Source organism: Niastella koreensis GR20-10, assembly GCF_000246855.1.
Lineage (GTDB): Bacteria > Bacteroidota > Bacteroidia > Chitinophagales > Chitinophagaceae > Niastella > Niastella koreensis.
On sequence record NC_016609.1, the window covers coordinates 3,369,299 to 3,386,812 of the forward strand.

At 43.8% G+C, this 17,514-nt stretch carries 12 protein-coding genes; 8 read left to right on the forward strand and 4 right to left on the reverse strand.

Translation table 11 applies throughout. The features are described from left to right. Positions 1–42: 42 nt before the first annotated feature. Both NIAKO_RS13355 and NIAKO_RS13360 read right to left on the reverse strand, forming a co-directional pair. The gene (locus NIAKO_RS13355; RefSeq protein ID WP_014218966.1) at positions 43–3,366 is read right to left on the reverse strand and encodes a SusC/RagA family TonB-linked outer membrane protein; all 3,324 of its coding nucleotides are present in this window, start codon (positions 3,364–3,366) and stop codon (positions 43–45) included. A gap of 267 nt (positions 3,367–3,633) precedes the next feature. Continuing rightward, complete coding sequence (locus tag NIAKO_RS13360) at positions 3,634–4,203, reverse strand: helix-turn-helix domain-containing protein (protein ID WP_014218967.1); 570 nt, start codon at positions 4,201–4,203, stop codon at positions 3,634–3,636. Positions 4,204–4,393: 190 nt separating this feature from the next. Between NIAKO_RS13360 and NIAKO_RS13365 the strand changes: the two genes are divergently transcribed. Both NIAKO_RS13365 and NIAKO_RS13370 read left to right on the forward strand, forming a co-directional pair. Then, on the forward strand, positions 4,394–5,002 hold the full coding sequence (locus NIAKO_RS13365) for a phosphatase PAP2 family protein (protein ID WP_014218968.1): 609 nt from the start codon (positions 4,394–4,396) through the stop codon (positions 5,000–5,002). A gap of 15 nt (positions 5,003–5,017) precedes the next feature. Further along, positions 5,018–6,718, forward strand: a complete 1,701-nt coding sequence (locus NIAKO_RS13370; protein WP_014218969.1) for an ArnT family glycosyltransferase — start codon at positions 5,018–5,020, stop codon at positions 6,716–6,718. Here NIAKO_RS13370 and NIAKO_RS13375 read toward each other — a convergent pair. Further along, on the reverse strand, positions 6,713–7,390 hold the full coding sequence (locus NIAKO_RS13375; protein ID WP_207622450.1) for an esterase family protein: 678 nt from the start codon (positions 7,388–7,390) through the stop codon (positions 6,713–6,715). The two genes, NIAKO_RS13370 and NIAKO_RS13375, sit on opposite strands and share 6 nt — an antisense overlap. Positions 7,391–7,488: 98 nt before the next feature. Next, positions 7,489–8,094: a GDSL-type esterase/lipase family protein gene (locus tag NIAKO_RS13380; RefSeq protein WP_014218971.1), complete on the reverse strand. Its 606-nt coding sequence runs from the start codon at positions 8,092–8,094 to the stop codon at positions 7,489–7,491. A gap of 288 nt (positions 8,095–8,382) precedes the next feature. Between NIAKO_RS13380 and NIAKO_RS13385 the strand changes: the two genes are divergently transcribed. From NIAKO_RS13385 to NIAKO_RS13410, 6 genes are all read left to right on the forward strand, one after another. Beyond that, positions 8,383–8,913: a phosphatase PAP2 family protein gene (locus tag NIAKO_RS13385; RefSeq protein WP_133055353.1), complete on the forward strand. Its 531-nt coding sequence runs from the start codon at positions 8,383–8,385 to the stop codon at positions 8,911–8,913. A gap of 16 nt (positions 8,914–8,929) precedes the next feature. Next, entirely contained in the window at positions 8,930–9,853 is a 924-nt protein-coding gene (locus tag NIAKO_RS13390) for a lysylphosphatidylglycerol synthase transmembrane domain-containing protein (RefSeq protein ID WP_014218973.1), read from the forward strand. After that, entirely contained in the window at positions 9,834–11,417 is a 1,584-nt protein-coding gene (locus NIAKO_RS13395; RefSeq protein ID WP_041346728.1) for an ArnT family glycosyltransferase, read from the forward strand. The genes NIAKO_RS13390 and NIAKO_RS13395 overlap by 20 nt, the downstream gene beginning before the upstream one ends. Positions 11,418–11,758: 341 nt before the next feature. Further along, on the forward strand, positions 11,759–12,361 hold the full coding sequence (locus tag NIAKO_RS13400; RefSeq protein WP_014218975.1) for an RNA polymerase sigma factor: 603 nt from the start codon (positions 11,759–11,761) through the stop codon (positions 12,359–12,361). Between the two features lie 145 nt (positions 12,362–12,506). Then, positions 12,507–13,748 (forward strand): FecR family protein, encoded by a 1,242-nt coding sequence (locus NIAKO_RS13405; RefSeq protein ID WP_014218976.1) that lies wholly within the window; start codon positions 12,507–12,509, stop codon positions 13,746–13,748. Between the two features lie 453 nt (positions 13,749–14,201). Beyond that, positions 14,202–17,453: a SusC/RagA family TonB-linked outer membrane protein gene (locus NIAKO_RS13410; RefSeq protein WP_014218977.1), complete on the forward strand. Its 3,252-nt coding sequence runs from the start codon at positions 14,202–14,204 to the stop codon at positions 17,451–17,453. The last annotated feature ends 61 nt before the right edge of the window (positions 17,454–17,514 follow it).

Genomic DNA, 17,514 nt, shown 5'->3' on the forward strand with positions numbered 1-17,514 from the left:
TTTCAGGTTGCAGGACTCCATGAAACCTGTAACCTGTAACACCTAAAATGCCAGGTTCAGGTTCAATCCATAACGGCGGGTTGTAGGCGATTGCAAGCCTGAAGCCCCGGTGGCATAATTGTACTGGTCCAGGTCTACGTCTTTAAACCGTTTGTCTTTATAGAAATAAAGAAGATTCCGGCCGATGAGTGAAATACTGGCCCGGTCGATAAACGATTTCTTTAACAGGCTTGCCGGCAGATCGTAAGTGAGCGTTACTTCGCGCAACTTGGCAAAGGTTTTACTCATGAGGTTACTCTCATCAACACCATAGTACTTACTTACATAATCCTGCACATGCGTAGTTGTTTTATTATCGGCAAACTGCAGGTCTTTGTAGTTGATGATGGTGCCATTATTATCATAGTTGATAGGCGTACCATTCGATACAACCACTCCATTTCCTACATATACACCCGGGAAGGTTTTATCACCGGCATGATCGTTATCTGCCTTTCTGGCCACACCCAATGCGCCCTGTACGGTTTCTATATTGCGGCCGCCACGCATGGTTTTATTATGGATATAATCGGTGGTAACGCCACCTACGCTTCCATCGAACTGAAAGCCCAGGGTAAATCCTTTATAGCCAACTTTATTATAAATGCTCCATTGGTAATCGGCATTCAGGTAACCCAGGAATTGACTAACCGGGTTTTGCAGAGGCTTACCGGCATCGTCATGAATGATCCTGCCATCTGCTGTTTTAACAAACGCAGAGGTGAATAATTTATCTACGCGATCACCATTCTTGAAAAAGGTTTGATAGGTAGTTTGTCCGGGCGGCAACTCCTTGTATTTATCCTGGAAGGTTGACCAGTTAACTGTTACATCCCAGAAAAGGCCATTGTGCATTTTGAGCGGCGAACCATTCAGCGATAATTCATACCCCGTTTTTTGCGTTTTTAACGCATTCAGGTAATAATAGTTGTAACCGCTGGCGGTTGAGATGGGATTAGCCAAAATACGCGGACCATCTACATACTGAAAGGCAGTAGCGCTTAATCCCAGCCTGTTTTGCAACAGTTTAATATCGAAGCCTTCTTCATAATTCACCCGGTTGAATGTTTTTATGTTCGGGTCGTACAGGTTATTGGTATAAGCCGCAGCCGACTGGTTATTATATGGCTTGTTCATTGAATACACAGCTGCCAGGGAATAATCGGGCCCGCCGTAAGGTGACTGGTAATTATTACCATAACCAAGCACATAATCGTACAGTGAATTACCCGAAGGTGTTGCCCCAAAGGCCGAGATGGTTGAAAATGGCGTCATACCGATAGTAGGCGAAGTTGCATCGCCATGCACCACTGCAAAGGAACCTCTTGCTTTCAGGTATGAGATCACTGATGGCAGTTGCACATAATCAGAAATAACGGTTGCTGCGGAAACCGCCGGATAAAAATAACTGTTGTGCGCTTTTGGCAATGCTGATGATTTGTCAAGGCGGCCGGTTACAGACACTGTAGCATATTTATCAAACGCCGCATCCAGCGAATAATAAGCGCTGTATACCCGCATATCCGATGAAAAACTGCTGCTTTGTACCGGGTTCAGGGTATTGCTGAACGTATATACACCCGGTACCGTCATATAATCGGTAGAGGTAAAGGTGGAGTTGTAGGTAAAAGAGCGAACGTTACCACCTGCCAGGCCCGACAGGTTCACGAACTTTTTTACATTGTAATTATAAGCCAGTAACAGTTCGCTATTATTTTCAAACAGGTTGCGATGATCTTCGCGATAATCGCCCAATCCGCCTTCCCTGCCATATGGGTGGGCTGAAAATGGCATACTTTCCGTTCTTAATAAACCATACGTAGTAGCCTGTGTACGGGCTGTTACATTCAGGTTGTTATTGATCTTGAAATTGGCAGACACATAACCGAACAGATCGTTCTTGTAATGACCGCGCAACCACTCTTTTACCATGAACCAGGGGTTATGATAACGTTGGTATTCAGCAAAAACAGATTGAATGCCAATTTTAGAAGGGTTCCAGATGGCTTTAAGGTCTGGTGATTCCACATCCCAGTCTGCACCCGTCCAGATACCCACGTTATAGATCAAACTGTTTGGCCCATAGTCCACATCGGGGAAGTTGGGCGTGTATTGCCTGTTATAATTTACATTGGCCTCGATCTTTAATCTTGGATTAACATTCACCCCCGCATACACGTTAAAGTTGGTAATATTCAATCCCATATTGGGGATAATACTTTTCTGGTATGAATGGGACATCGAGAACCGCATGTTGTAATTTTCACCGGAAGCGCTCAATGCAACGTTATTGGTTGACTGAAAACCGGTTTGCAAAAAACGGCCGAGATTGTTTACTCCACGGGCAATCCACGGTGTAGGTTTTATATGGCCTGTATAATCCTGGTTGTGGCCGCCGGGATAAGTAGTAACATATGTTTGAGTGGGGTCATATGCGCCGTCATACTGCGGGATCAGCTGGCCTTCAAAACGGGGACCCCATACATCATAGTCGTTGTCGTTTTTACCGCCGCCTTTACCATTACCAAAGGCGTAGAGGGCATTCTCGCCTGGTCCGTATTCATCCTGTACACGGGGAAAAGCCAGGAAGCCTTTATCGATGGAGTTGGTTGAATTGAACTCCACAGAGAAGCCTTTTTTTGCTTTAGTGCCTTTTTTCATGGTAATGAGAATGGCGCCATACTGTGCCCGGCTGCCATAGAGCGCCGCTGCGGCAGGTCCCTTTAAAACGGTATACGTTTCAATGTCGTCCGGACTGATATTCCAGGTATCGGTACTAATGGGAATACCATCCACTACATACAAATTAATTTCATTACCCCGTAATAATACAGTTGGCTTACGTAACAATTCAGCGGAAGCTCCTACCGATAACCCGGCTACTTTACCGGTTAACCCGGTGATCGGGTTCTGGTCACGGGCTTTTACCAGGATATCGCCTTTTACTTCCTGCACGGCATAACCAAGTTTCTTGGTTTCTTTCTTTACCCCAAGTGCAGTCACCACCACTTCGCTCAAATCTTTTGTAGATTCACTGAGCGTAATCGTCAGGTTGTCTTCGCCGGTAATTTTGATCTGTTTGGTATCAAAACCAACGCCGCTTACAATAAGCATATCGCCTTCTTTTACCTGGATGGTAAAGGCGCCTGCTTCGTTACTGGATGTTCCGGTACCGGATCCTTTTATTTGCACAGAGGCGCCGGCAACTGGTGCATTATCCTTTGCGGATACCACTTTTCCGGTTATAGATCGCTGTGCCTGTACTAAAAAAGGAATTACCAGTAGCCACAGGAATATTGTGGCCCTTTTAAAGGTGTGTACTCCCATAAATCAGTTTTTTTGGATGACTAGTGCAATATTTCTTTGCCAGCGAAAGTAGAAGGGTTCTATAAAGGCAGTGTTAGCGCTATTTTATGAAAACATTAATTGTATACATATACTAAACTAATGTATAGTATTGATAAATACTACATATAAACAAGAGTTGACCAGTTGACGGGTTGACAAGGAATACAAGTTGATAGAGTTGACAGGGTTGATAGTGTTAGAACACAAAAGTATCTTCCTCCTTCCGGAGGGGGACGGGGGCGGCTGTTAAAAAAAATAAACTACCAACAGCGATGCATCCGAATTACCAATATTCCGTAACCTATGATGGGCGCGGCCATCAAAGAATAAGGTATCGCCGGCTTCCAGGGTAAATGTTTCTTTTTCTATCTCATACTCGACCCTGCCTTTCAATACATGTTTACATTCAAAGGCATCGGTGCGGATCATTTGTTTTCTTCCGGCGCCTTTTTTTAATTCAAGCAATACAAAATCAACTGCCTGGGTAATGAGGCTTTTGGTCAATATACGTTTATAGGAAAAACCTCTTACCGGTTCTTTTTCAAAGGCCTTTTCTTCGCCCTTGCGTATTATTAATACATGTCCATTGGTGAAATGATCATGCATATCATCAAAGAAGGTTTTTATGTCTTCATTCAACCCGTGTATTAAATTAAACAGTACGGGTAAAGAGGGAACAGTACGGTTGTTTTCGATCTGGGAGATCAATCCCTTGGTAACCCCTGCCCTGTTGGCCAGTTCTTCGAGCGTAATGTTTTTATCGTTTCGTTTCGATTTTATATGCTGACCGATCAGGAGAATTAAATCTTCGTGCATGGCTATACTTATAGAAAAGCAAGGTAATTGAAAACCCCTAAATTTAATAGTAACAATAAGTTATAATCATATTTAAATTAAATGACCTGCTTCCACCTTCAATAAATGTCTTTTGGTCACATATAATTAATACAGGGGTAAAAGTCACGTCACACCTGCTGATTACTTTCACCAGTAAAATAACCCGGGAATGTATTTTTTCGACTGGCTCGACCATATTGACAAGATTGCTTTTACTTTCATTCACAAAGACATGAGCACCCGCTGGCTCGATTACCTCATGTTGTTGCTGCGCAATCAATACACCTGGATTCCCCTGTACGTTTTCATGCTTTACTGGACATATAAGCTTGACCGGCCTACCGGTTTAAAGTTTATTTGTTTAACACTGCTATGTTTTGCCATTACTGATTTTACCAGTAGTAGCATTCTTAAATATCATTTTGAACGGTTACGTCCCTGTTACGATGAGGACATGACCACTGTAGTCCGCGGTATTATTGGTTGTGGTGGAAAATATTCCTTCCCCTCTTCGCATGCTTCCAACCATTTTGGGTTGGCTACATTCTGGTACTTTACCATCTTTCATATTAAGCAACAAAAATGGCACTGGCTGTGGTTTTGGGCATTTGCCATCTGCTATGCCCAGGTATATGTTGGTAAACATTTTCCGTTTGATATAGTTGGCGGCGCGGTACTGGGTATTTTTACCGGTTTGTGTATGTTTAAATTATTTGAAGCCTGGGTAAAACGCGATTACAATAAGTATTTAAAAAATCCTTCCTTAAGTTTGCCTTAGCTTTTAAAATTTACTATGATCTTTTCACAATCTCCTGAGCTGGAAAAAAAGTCCGCATATCCTATTGATACCTGGTTCATCTGGTTAACTGTTATTGGCATCCTCGTTAATGCCAGTGGTTTGTTTTTACCTATACTTGAACCGGATGGCGCCTTATATGCCACCATTGCCAAAAACATGGCTCAAAGCGGCGACTTTGTAAAACTGATGATGGAAGGCAATGACTGGCTCGATAAACCACATTTTCCTTTCTGGATAACCGCACTTAGCTTCAAAATATTTGGCATTAATTCGTTTGCTTATAAATTACCCGGTTTATTATTCTGGCTGGCAGGTATTTATTATACCTATGCGTTCGCCAATAAATTATACAATAAGCAAACTGCTCAATGGGCCGTGCTGATTTACCTTTCCGTTGAGCATTTGATCCTCTCCAACAACGACGTTCGGGCTGAACCATTTTTAACCGGATTGATGATCGGCGCCGCCTATTATTATTACCTGGCTTATCGCGACAATAAATTCAAAAATTACATTGCCGGTTCGCTGTTGCTGGCATTTGCTATAATGACCAAGGGGATCTTTATCGGCTGTATGGTTTTGGCCGGTTTTGTTATTGAATGGATCATTAAAAAAGACTGGAAACAATTTCTCAATTATCGATGGTGGCTGAGCATAGTAATGATGTTGATCTTTATACTGCCTGAATTGATCACCCTCTATCTTCAGTTTGACCAACACCCCGAAAAACTGGTTTTCGGTCAGCACCATGTTTCCGGTGTTCGCTTCTTTTTCTGGGACAGCCAGTTTGGCCGCTTTTTTAACAACGGCCCTATTAAAGGCTCCGGCGATAAATTCTTCTTTTTTCATACCCTGTTATGGGCTTTTCTTCCCTGGTCAATCATCCTGTACCTGCTAGTGGGCTCGTACCTGAAAAACTACAAAGCCATATTTTCAATAACCGGGAATTATATCTGTAGCGGTATTTCGCTGGCGGGGTTCCTGGTATTTTCGTTATCCCGTTTTCAGCTGCCACACTATACCAATATCCTGTATCCGTTTTTTGCCATTGTAGTGGCCAACTGGCTGCTGAACCTGAAGCACGAAGGGTTATTGAAAGCGATCAGGTATAGTCAGAATACCCTATATTACTTACTTTTTGCGGCCTGTACCGGTTTAATTTTCCTGGTGGGACTTCCTTACCAGGTTCCTGCTATTATAATCCTGGCGCTTTTGGCGTTTGCCGGCATCCGCCTTTTTCCCGGTAAATCGCTGCAGCACGTATTAACCAGGTCTTTTGCTGTGATCATGGTGGTGAACCTGTTTTTGAACTCCTTGTTCTACCCCACCCTATTTAAATACCAGTGTGGCAATGCGGTGGCCGCCAGCTTTAATGAGCAACGCCTGCAGCATATTTATATGTTTAGCAATGTATCGTCGGAATATGCATTCCAGTTCTATTATAAAGGAACCATTCATACCATTGATCCGCAGCAGCTGGATACGCTGAAAAACAATATTGTGGTATATACTTCGCTGGAGAAAGTAAATGCATTACAAAGGATGGGTTACCAGGTGCAGGTGGTTGAACAGTTTCCCCATTTTCACATCAGCCAGGTTACAGGCAACTTCCTGAATTACAAAAAGCGGGAGGAGGTGGTTGAGCAGTATGTGATCGCCACTGTACAACCTGGTCTGTTAGCCAAGCGTTCATAAATACAAACGGACCATTTTTCGCCAGTGATACGGCCGGTGAGCCTCATCATCCCATACGTACAGGGCATGAGGAATGTCTTTACTGGTAAGTACGGCACTCAGGTGTAAATTATTTTCATAAAAGGGATCTTCCTTACCCACCACCATACTGATAGACATTTTGCGGATCTTTTCCAGCAGTGTTACGTCGGTTAAATTGGGCATATACATGCTTGGCATGTTGTAATAGATCTTCTCATCAATATACCCGTTAAACAGATCGGGGAATGTTTGTGCCGATAAAGTGAGGTCGAAGCGGGCGCTCATGGACACTACTTTATTAAAATATTCGGGGTACCTGAAGGCGATGTTCATGGCATGATACCCGCCTAAACTACAACCGGCCGCTGTAAGGGAGGTGAATTTGGGTCTGAACATAATGAGGGGCAATACCTCCTGCAAAATATAGTGCTCGTACTGCAGGTGGCGGGCTATTTTTTCGCTGGGTTGAATGGGGGCATAAAAACTTTCAATATCTACACTGTCTACACAAAACAATTGCAGCTCCCCCTGTTCAATCTTATCCCGCAGGGCCTCCACAATTTTCCAGTTCTCATAATCATAAAACCGGGCGGTGCGGGTTGGAAAAAAAAGCACTGAGGCACCGGCATGACCGAAAACAAGCAGTTCCATGTGCCTGTATAACGAGGGGCTAAACCACTTATAATACTTTCGCGTCATTACTTATTCAAAAGACAGATAATTTCAGTAAAAAAACAGTGACATGCCTGTTATGAAATTTTGAAGATTGTTTCAAAGTGCTGCGACACTGCATCTTTCCATATAAGATACCCCTTTCTGCTTAAATGTAAACCATCTGCATCATACAAATCTTTTGCAGGCAGTCCGTTGGCATCCAGCATGCGATCAAATACGTCGAGGTAATAATATTTACCATTGCTTTTATCTATTTCTGCTTTGATGAGCTGATTGGCGTATCGCACCGTTTTTGCCAGGCTCCAGCGGGTAATGCTGGGTTTTATAGAAATGTAGGTCATGCGCACATGAGGGAAACGCCTTTCCAGGCAGGCCAGCATCTGGCAGAAGAAAATATACACTTCTTCGGGCGTACGGCCATCGCCCAGGTCGTTTTCACCCGCATAAATAACTATATGCCGGGGTGAATAGGATTCCATAATCCGGTCAAAGAACCAAACACAGGCAGCCAGGGTGGAACCGCCAAATCCCAGGTTAATGGGGCGAAGTGGTTTAAGGTCTTCGTACATATCTGCCCACAATCTTATGGAGGAACTGCCATAAAAAATAGTTTCGGGAGTGTATGGTAAAGTTCCTTTTAATGCTTCCAGTTTTTTAACGTCGTTTTCGTACCAGGTCATGTGATTGAATTACTTATAATAGGTAGCCCCTTGGGACCACGTAAATTTCGCGTCGAAATTACAGTAATTACCAATCGCATGCCACAGGTTCTCCACAATGTGCGTAACATACTGATAACGTTGCTGTAACATTAAGGTAGCACGCCCGGGATAAATTTGTCAAAAAGCGTGAAGCAATTTATCCGAATAATAAAAGCTGATCCTGGGTACTGGGGTGTTTTGTTGATCGTTTTCACCATAAGCGGAATCTGTCTTTCTGTTTTTTCTGCCAGGCAGATTTTTTTCAGTTTGAATTCAATCCATACGCTATACCTGGATACATTTTTTCAGAATTACACTTTATTGGGCGATGGAGTGGTTTCCATCGCCATTTTTTTAATGCTGTTACTGGCAGAAAGATGGTCTTTAGCCGTGCAGGTGCTCACTGCTTACCTGTTTTCAGGTATAGTTTCGCAGATCCTGAAAAAGGCATTTCATGCGCCCCGGCCGCACGCAATTATTTCAAATGCCGAGTACCCGCATTTTATTGAGGGTATTACCAATACGGGAATGAACAGTTTTCCTTCGGGTCACACGACTTCTGTTTTTGCCCTTGCCACCATACTTGCGTTGAACGCAACCGATAAACGTTTTTCTATCATTTACATCATCACCGCTATTATTACCGGGTATTCACGCATCTACCTGGGCCAGCATTTCCTTGCCGATGTTACAGCCGGCGCTTTAATTGGTACTTTTTCGGGGCTGCTGGTATACTGGTATTTGCGCCAGGTGAAAATTGAATGGGTGAGCGTGAGAAATGAGCCCACTTTGATCTAATATTAAACCGAGCTACATGATCCTTACGTTCCGAATGCCATCTGAGAAGGTGAAAAAATGGTTGAAACTATTAATCAAGATCATAATCACGGTATTGTGCATCTGGTATATCTCAAATAAGATTGATTTGAAGAAGTTGGCGGAGGTGCTTGTGCTGTCCAATCCATTATGGATCGCAGCGTCTGTCGGCGCCTTTATATTCTCCAAAATGTTGTCATCCCTGAGGCTGAATGTATATTTCCGTAATATCGATATTCACCTGCCCGAATGGACAAACATCCGGTTATACTGGCTGGCCATGTTCTATAACCTGTTCCTGCCTGGTTCTATCAGCGGAGACGCTTATAAAGTAGTACGGCTTACCAGGGATTATAATGTGGCCTATAAAAAAACCACGGCTGCCGTGCTGCTCGACCGCTTCAGTGGTTTGCTGGCGTTGGGAATATTGCTGGGCATCTTCTGGATAATTGCTTTTAAAGGCGGTTACTATAGTGTTTGGCTGATGACCGGCATCTTATTGGGTATTCCTGTTTTCTACTTCCTGATAAAAATATTCTTTCCCTATTTTCTGGCAGGCTTTTTCCCTACGTTTGGCTGGGGGGGTGCCGTACAGATCTTCCAGGTGGTATGTATGTATTGTATTTTACAGGCGTTACATATACAAACCCACACCGGAAATTATATGCTCATCTTTTTAATTTCGTCGGTAGTGGCGGTATTGCCTTTTACTATTGGCGGATTAGGCGCCCGCGAAGTAGTATTTTTATGGGGCGCGCATATTTTCGGTCTCGATCATACTGTATCGGTAATGGCCAGCCTCTTATTCTATGGCGCTACTGTAGCATCTTCCCTCCCCGGACTACCATTTATCTTTATAGATCCTTTAAAAACCACCACGGCAAAACCTGCACCACAAACCTATGCTACAACAATGGAATAATGTTCTTTTGCAGCTACGAACAAACAAAATAACCTGGCTATTTATAATTGCGGCCCTTTTATTATTTACCGGTATAGGCGCTACGCCCATGTATATCCTGGATGAAGCCCGTAATGCCCAGGCCGCCCGGGAAATGATGGAACGTCATGACCTGATAGTTCCCACTTTTAATGGTGAATTGCGCGCCCATAAACCACCACTGCATTATTATTTTATGCAGCTGGCCTATCATGCCTTCGGGATGAATGCTTTTGCCGCCCGCTTTTTTTCGGCCCTGTTTGGTTGGTTAACAATCTGGATCACCTGGTATTTTACCCGGCGCTTTGTAAGTTATGGTACGGCCATCTGGTCGGTAGCCGTGTTGTTGGTGAGCACCCATTTTTTGTTTGAATTCCGCATGTCGGTGCCCGACCCTTACCTTATTTTTTTTATAACGGCGGGGATATTTTGTTTTTATGCCTATGCCCGGGAACGAAAATTAAAATGGCTGATCTGTTCTGCAATAGCCGCCGCCCTGGCCACGCTGGCCAAGGGGCCGGTAGCCCTGGCGCTAACCGGTGCCGTGCTGGTATGGTGGGCGCTGTCGCAAAAGAAATATGACCTGTTGTTCTCGTGGAAAATGATCCTGTATTTTGCAGTTATTGTTCTTGTTGCACTGCCCTGGTATGCACTTGTTCACCAGGCTTCCAACGGTGAATTTACCCGCCTTTTTTTCTTTGAACACAACTTCAATCGCTTTGGCGAACCCATGGAAGGCCACGGCGGTTTGTTTATATTGGTGCCGGCGTTTGTACTGCTGGGTTTATTACCCATTTCAGTTTTCATTGGCGAAGTGGCTAAAAAAACAAAGCCGTTCCATACCACTCCCTTCATTCGGATGAGTATGTATGTAACCGTTGTATTTATTGCTTTCTTCAGCATCTCTGGCACCAAACTACCTAATTACCCAATGCCCTGCTACCCGTTTGTAGCCATCCTGCTGGGCTATTTCATCAATAAAGTAATTACAGGGCAAAGCCAGGTTAAACAGTATCCCTTCTGGCTGTTACTGGTGTTGAACGTGTTGCTGTTAACAGCAGCCTGGATTGGGCTGGGAATGGAAACCGCCACCCAACCGTTTCGTGGCTGGGCCCTGTTGTTTATCATCCCGGTTGTTACAGCCGCTGCCAGTTGGTGGTTCTTTAAAAAAGAAGGATTGAAAAAAGCGATGCATGCGATCATTGCCGGTTATTCGGTTTTTAACCTGCTGTTCCTGGCCATTGGTTACCCGGCGGTTTACAAACACAACCCCGTAACTAAAACCCTGCCCCTGTTACATGCCAATGAACAGGTGTATTCGTATAAAATATACAATCCGGCGTTTAATTTTTATCTGAATAAACCCATCCGGGTGTTGGATGATGCAGCGGCGGTAACCCGCATCCTGAAAGATAATCCGCAGGCCATTATCATCTCCCGCGAAAGTCTTTTATCTGAACTGGAAACCGTGCCTTTTAAACTGCTGGCAAAAGAACGCGACCTGTTTGAAACGGCCACCACGGTGCTAATTACCGCCAAACGCTAAACGCGGAAAACGCTGAACGCTCAATGCTTAAGACTTAACGCAAAAACCCGCGGGTTGAACATTCTTATAATATTCATTAGCCCTTATTTCAAACGCGGTTGCCTTGTGCCTCCGGCTTTCAGCGTTGAGCGTTCTGCCTTCCGTATTAAAAATAAAATAATACGAACAACCGTTTGCATATGAATGTTTTATTTATTAAACTTGCGTCGCTAAAACCTTATTCTCCCCTCTCCTAAAGTTCGTGTAATTCTTCCCACTGAAGGTATAGTGCTTTTACTAAAAGCATAACTTTCGGTTACCGTTCTTTTCCCCCTAAACAGGTAATCCTAAAATGAATGCCAATGCATATCACGAACGATCTTCTCATCAGGTTAAATAATAACGAGCCGGCTGCGCATGCTGAATTATTCAAAGCAACTTTCGCAGACCTTACGGTTTTCGTTCACCGCATGATCGATAATGAAGACGAGTCGGAAGATATAGCTATCTCAGCTATTACAAGATTATTGGGCAAAAAGCTCACTTTCAGTGCCGTTGAGCAATTAAAAGCCTATCTCTATATTTCCGTGCGCAACGGCGCCCTTAACTATTTAAGAGCGGCGCAAAAAGACGATCCCTTCCGTAAACAACTACAGGACGACCTGCCCATTGCAGAAGATCCGGGTATTAATAAGAAGTATGAAATGGACCATATGCGCAAACTGATAGAGGCCGGATTGGGCAAGCTGGAAAAACAATGTGCGGCCGTTATCAGGCTAACGATGCAGAATATGGCTCCTGACGAAATAGCTAAAACTCTGAATATTAGTCCCAACCAGGTATATACGCAAAAGTCGAAAGGCATTTCGCGGTTGCGGGAGTTCATAGAACAGAACGGGGGCAAGTACGGTATCCCCGTCGTAATTATCCTGTTAATGATCCTTTGTAAAATCTATTTTGGGTAATAATAAAAAAATGTTCCACAATTTCTTAATGTTCAGCTTGTGTTTGTTGTTTTATAATAGAGAGAAGAAAACACGCTGATTTTTAGGGGAAAGCAACGAACATTTTATTAAACCTTATTACCAATCAACCTTACAAATCGAACACATGAAAGCACTATCTGAAAACACCACCCAACTAGCATTTGGGAAAAACGATGATGTGCCGTTGACCAGCGAAGAACAAAAAATTTGTGAGGAGTGGACGTCGGGCAAAGCCGAAGAAATGATGAAGGTGGATGCAACCGATGAACGCCTTTTAGAATACGTTGGACTTTATGATAAACTGGAACGAAAGCAAGCGGAAGTTTGGGAAAGTATCGAGGCGGCTCATTCCCTCACCCAATCAACGCAAACAGAAATTCCAGTTATGCAGCAACCAACAGCCAGGATCGGCAAACGTACCTGGATGCACGCTGCAGCCGTTTTAACCGGCAGTATTGTTGGCGTATACGCCCTTTACCAATTTATCAATACCGACAAGAACAGCGTTGTACCTGCACAGGGCATACCTGTTGCCAAAAGATCCATTGAGCCCGGCAGAACGCGCGCTGTTTTAACCCTGGCAGATAACAGCCAGGTTGACCTGGAGACCCTGCCAGCCGGCATGGTCGCTCACCAGGGGCAAATGGAGATCAGCAAAACAGCAAACAACCAGATCCTATATAAAACCTCAGATAATAAAGCAGGCGCTAAAGATCTGACCAATACCTTAACCACACCCAATGGCGGCGAATACAAGGTGACGCTGGCCGACGGTTCAACCGTGTTGTTAAATGCCGGTTCGTCACTGAAGTATTCAACCGCATTCAATGGTACCGACCGGGTGGTTGAGTTAACAGGCGAAGGTTATTTTGAAGTGGCGCCCGATAAAACCAAGCCCTTTCACGTAATGGCCAATGGTACAGAAGTGAAAGTACTGGGCACCAAATTCAATGTAAAGTCGTATAACACCGATAAACAGGTAACCGCTACTCTGGTATCAGGAGCTGTGGCCATCCAGCATGGCAGCCTGGCGTCGAATATAAAACCGAACCAACAGGCGATCGTTGCAGGAGATAATATCACAATCGGTAACAAGAGCTCGAATGAGATGTCGCAGGTACTGGCCTGGAAAAACGGGTTAATCAACCTGGAAGGCGAATCGGTGCAATCCATCCTGGAACAAATAAAGCGCTGGTACAATGTTGACACGAAAATTGAAGCTGGTACCCCTGAAACCACAAATATTTTAACCGGTACTGTTGAAAGATCGCAACCACTGCCAAAAGTGCTGGAACTGTTAAATACGAATTTGAGTGTGCGGTTCACTTTAGAAGGCTATACTGTGGTAGCTAAAAACAAAAAATAAACAACCATTAAAACGTACAATAAAAAAATTATTAAAAATTCTTATAGTTAGGCTGTACTTCGCAGAGAATACCATTAGGCTCCATTAAACCACCTTTGAGTTCAAGCGTCAATAGCTGAGTAGTTTGTAAAAGCTACTCAGCATTCCTATTTTTACCATACCAAACTAATCATATTCCCGCCTGCATTGCCTGGAAAATTATTTCTTGGCCATTGCGGGCGTTGTTTATTTACTTTACATGGAGAATAACTACTTGTATGTACACACGTTTACTTAAAAAAGAACTTTTAAAAAACCATCATTTTTATAACTTCATGACTGATATCTAACCAAGCCAGTTATCAGTTACGCAGGCACAAACAGGCATTAAATTTATATTAATTCGTATCCGCCTGATTGTAATGCAGTAACCTTGGATTATTAACTGAACGTGTTTATCGGAAATAATACCGTATGAAAAAGATCCTTGGTTATTTGGTTATGGTATGTTGTATTAGTGCAGCAAGGGGGCAGGATGAACATCCTGGCGGAACAGTGCATTCCCTTGAAAAAGCACTAAAAATATTGAAGTCAAAGGGTGTATTTAAAGAGGCTGTTTATGATCCAAAGATCATGAAATGGGCTATGCCCGTATATATACCACTGTCGCCGGTAAATGACAGTGTACTGCAACGTATTTTTTCGGAACAACCTTTTTTGAAATTCAGCATCATTGCCAACCGGCTGGCCATTCTCCAAAAAGAAAAAGCAGAAATTGAAAGCAGCCGCGAACATTTTCAATATCGCGTAAAAGGCATTGTATTAAGTGATTCCGCCGGTCCACTACCCGGCGCTACCGTACAATTACGATCAGGTAAGTATGCGAGTGCTACTAATAATGATGGGGATTTCAGCCTTATCTGGACCCTGGATGATACGTTGGAAATTACCTATGTAAATTATAAACCCGTTGTTATTCCCTGGCAGAATAACCACCGGCCGCTTATTATTCATATGGAGCTGCAGGACCCGAACCTGGAGGTTGCGATCGTAAGAGGTTATTCCTCCTCTAAAGACAGGGGGAATACCGCCGGCGTATTAACGGTACGGCCCAGCATTACGCCCAGTGGCGATATGTTGAAGATCATCCAGGAAAATGTGTCAGGTATTCTTGCGCCGCCCACCAGTGGGTTATTTGGCGCTACCCATAAATTTCAATTCAGAGGTCCTACTTCTATCGGACCTTCATCAGAAACAACTTATCGCCCATCGAACAGTCCCCTGTTTGTAGTAAATGGTATTCCCTGGGCCCCCTCCCTGCGCCCGGTAAACCAGTTGACAACTATGGTGGGTACCCCACAGGCGCCCGGCGTTTCGGCCACAGGTTTTGACCCGTTTACCACCATGAGCCCGCTGGATATTGAAAGCATTACCGTGTTAAAAGATGCGGAAGCCACTGCTATATATGGAGCGCGCGGTGGTAATGGTGTTATATTGATCACTACAAAAAAGGGGGCTTCCAAAGCTCCGCAGTTAACTATCTCCTCGTCATATGGCATAGGCAGTGCACTCCCCGGCATGTCGCTGATGAACACTTCGCAATACCTGGCCATGCGCCGGGAAGCTTTTGCCAATGATAATATCACCATAACGGCTGCCAAAGCGCCCGATCTGGTGTCGTGGGATACCACCCGGTATATTGATATGAATAAATGGTTGTTGGGTGGCACGTCCAATATTTTAAATGAACACTTCTCCTTTTCACAAGGTGATTCGCTTTTTCAGTTCTTATTAAATGGCGGGTACAGCAGCCAGACCGCTACGCTGCCTTCCAATATTTATGGCAAACGCTGGTCGTTGTTGTCTGACTTTTATTACCGTTCCAAAAACAAGAAATTAAAAGCGGGGATCTCGGCTTATCGTTCTACTGTGGAAAATAAGTGGCTGACCGAGAACGTTATGAATACACTTATGCTGACGCCCAATGCACCAGCTTTTACTGACAGTGTTGGGCACCTGGTATGGAAAGATAAAGGCGTGGCCTTTAAAAACCCATTGAGTTATTTTCAAAAGACCGACAATATTCAAACGGACAATACATCTCTTCACACCTATTTACAGTATAAGATTTTCAGAAAGCTTCGGTTTGAAACATCGGTAGGCTTTCAGCAGATCTATGTAAAGGAAAAAAGCAGGCTGCCGGCTTTAGCGCAGAACCCCGACCAGGTTGTTGCCCGTACCTATACCCAGGCAGGGAACAGGTTTACTACCTGGATGGTGGAGCCGGGTTTGCATTATACCGATTCGCTTTGGAAACAAATACAGGTGCAGGCAGTGTTGGGTGGCTTTTGGTCATCCCAAACAAATAACCAGTGGTCAAAAGTATATGACGGGTATACAGACGATGGGTTGATTGGCATCCCATCGGCAGCAAAAACGGTTACCAATTCAACAACCACATCGAGATACTTATTCCTTTCTACCTTTGGCCGGGTTAAACTCAATTTCAGGGACAAATATTTTCTTAGTTTAACGGCGCGGCGCGACGGTTCTTCCCGGTTCGGTCCTCAAAACCGGTTTGCCAATTTTGGCGCTATTGGCGCGGGCTGGATCTTCTGGGAAAGGTATAACAGGGAAGGCGCTGACAGCTATGCCAAACTACGGGCAAGCTATGGTTCAACCGGTAATGACCAGATCGGCGATTATGCCTATTTAAGTACATGGAATAAGGCGGCCCAGGCCTACCAGGGAATATATGGCATTTATCCCACCAGCCTGGCTAACCCTTATTATCAATGGGAAGTTACCCGTAAACTGGAAGGAGGTCTTGAATTACATGTAAACGACAACATTACTACTACCATTGCCGGCTATTACAATCGAAGCAAAAACCAGATAATAACTTATTTAACACCAGGTCAAACTGGCTTTGCAAACGTGGTACTGAACTTTCCGGCAATTATTCAAAATACCGGAATAGAAGCGGACGCTGCGGTAAAAAAGACCTGGGGCGCTTTTACCTGGAGTAGTAAACTAACCCTGGCTGTTCCCAGAAATAAACTGGTAAAGTTTGATGACCTGGATAATTCAACATATTCCAAAAGCCTGATAATAGGAAAACCATTGAATATTTTAATTGGTCCTCATTATACGGGTGTTGATGCTGATAGTGGACTGTTCAGGGTGCAGGACCCTAATGCAAAACTGGTTAGTAAACAGGATCCTGATCTTTTTGGTGGTATCCGGAATTCATTTCATTTTAAGCAATTTGATTTGAGCACCTATTTTGAATTCCGGCGGCAAAAAGCCCCCTATTTTCTAACTTCAGTATATCGTTATTTAGCCCCTGGTCAAACCAATGCTGAGTTTTTTAACAACCAGCCAACAGCGTTACTGGATCGCTGGCAACAAAAAGGAGATGAAGCGGCTTTGCAAAAAGTAAGTACGTTAAACACTGGTGCAGTTAAAAATGCTATCACAAACTGGATTACTTCTGATGCCCAATTGGTGGATGCTTCTTACATCCGGTTAAAGGTGGCGCAACTGACCTATACGCTTACTGAAAGTTTTTGCAGACGAAACCATATAAAAGCGGCTAATGTTTATACCAGTGCGGAGAATTTATTTACCATAACTCCTTATAAAGGCGCTGATCCGGAGTTACAGAATCCGTTTAGTTTGCCATTGCAAAGGACATTTACAATAGGGTTTCAAATAACCTTATAAATTATACAACATGCATCGGCTCCCGTTATTTTTTAAATGGAGTTTATTACTGCTAATTGTC

Excerpts from the sequence above, each read along its gene's own strand:
- NIAKO_RS13355 (WP_014218966.1), bottom strand. The coding sequence starts at position 3,366 with ATGGGAGTACACACCTTTAAAAGGGCCACAATATTCCTGTGGCTACTG.
- NIAKO_RS13360 (WP_014218967.1), bottom strand. The coding sequence starts at position 4,203 with ATGCACGAAGATTTAATTCTCCTGATCGGTCAGCATATAAAATCGAAA.
- NIAKO_RS13365 (WP_014218968.1), top strand. The coding sequence starts at position 4,394 with ATGTATTTTTTCGACTGGCTCGACCATATTGACAAGATTGCTTTTACT.
- NIAKO_RS13370 (WP_014218969.1), top strand. The coding sequence starts at position 5,018 with ATGATCTTTTCACAATCTCCTGAGCTGGAAAAAAAGTCCGCATATCCT.
- NIAKO_RS13375 (WP_207622450.1), bottom strand. The coding sequence starts at position 7,390 with ATGGAACTGCTTGTTTTCGGTCATGCCGGTGCCTCAGTGCTTTTTTTT.
- NIAKO_RS13380 (WP_014218971.1), bottom strand. The coding sequence starts at position 8,094 with ATGACCTGGTACGAAAACGACGTTAAAAAACTGGAAGCATTAAAAGGA.
- NIAKO_RS13390 (WP_014218973.1), top strand. The coding sequence starts at position 8,930 with ATGATCCTTACGTTCCGAATGCCATCTGAGAAGGTGAAAAAATGGTTG.
- NIAKO_RS13395 (WP_041346728.1), top strand. The coding sequence starts at position 9,834 with ATGCTACAACAATGGAATAATGTTCTTTTGCAGCTACGAACAAACAAA.
- NIAKO_RS13400 (WP_014218975.1), top strand. The coding sequence starts at position 11,759 with ATGCATATCACGAACGATCTTCTCATCAGGTTAAATAATAACGAGCCG.
- NIAKO_RS13405 (WP_014218976.1), top strand. The coding sequence starts at position 12,507 with ATGAAAGCACTATCTGAAAACACCACCCAACTAGCATTTGGGAAAAAC.
- NIAKO_RS13410 (WP_014218977.1), top strand. The coding sequence starts at position 14,202 with ATGAAAAAGATCCTTGGTTATTTGGTTATGGTATGTTGTATTAGTGCA.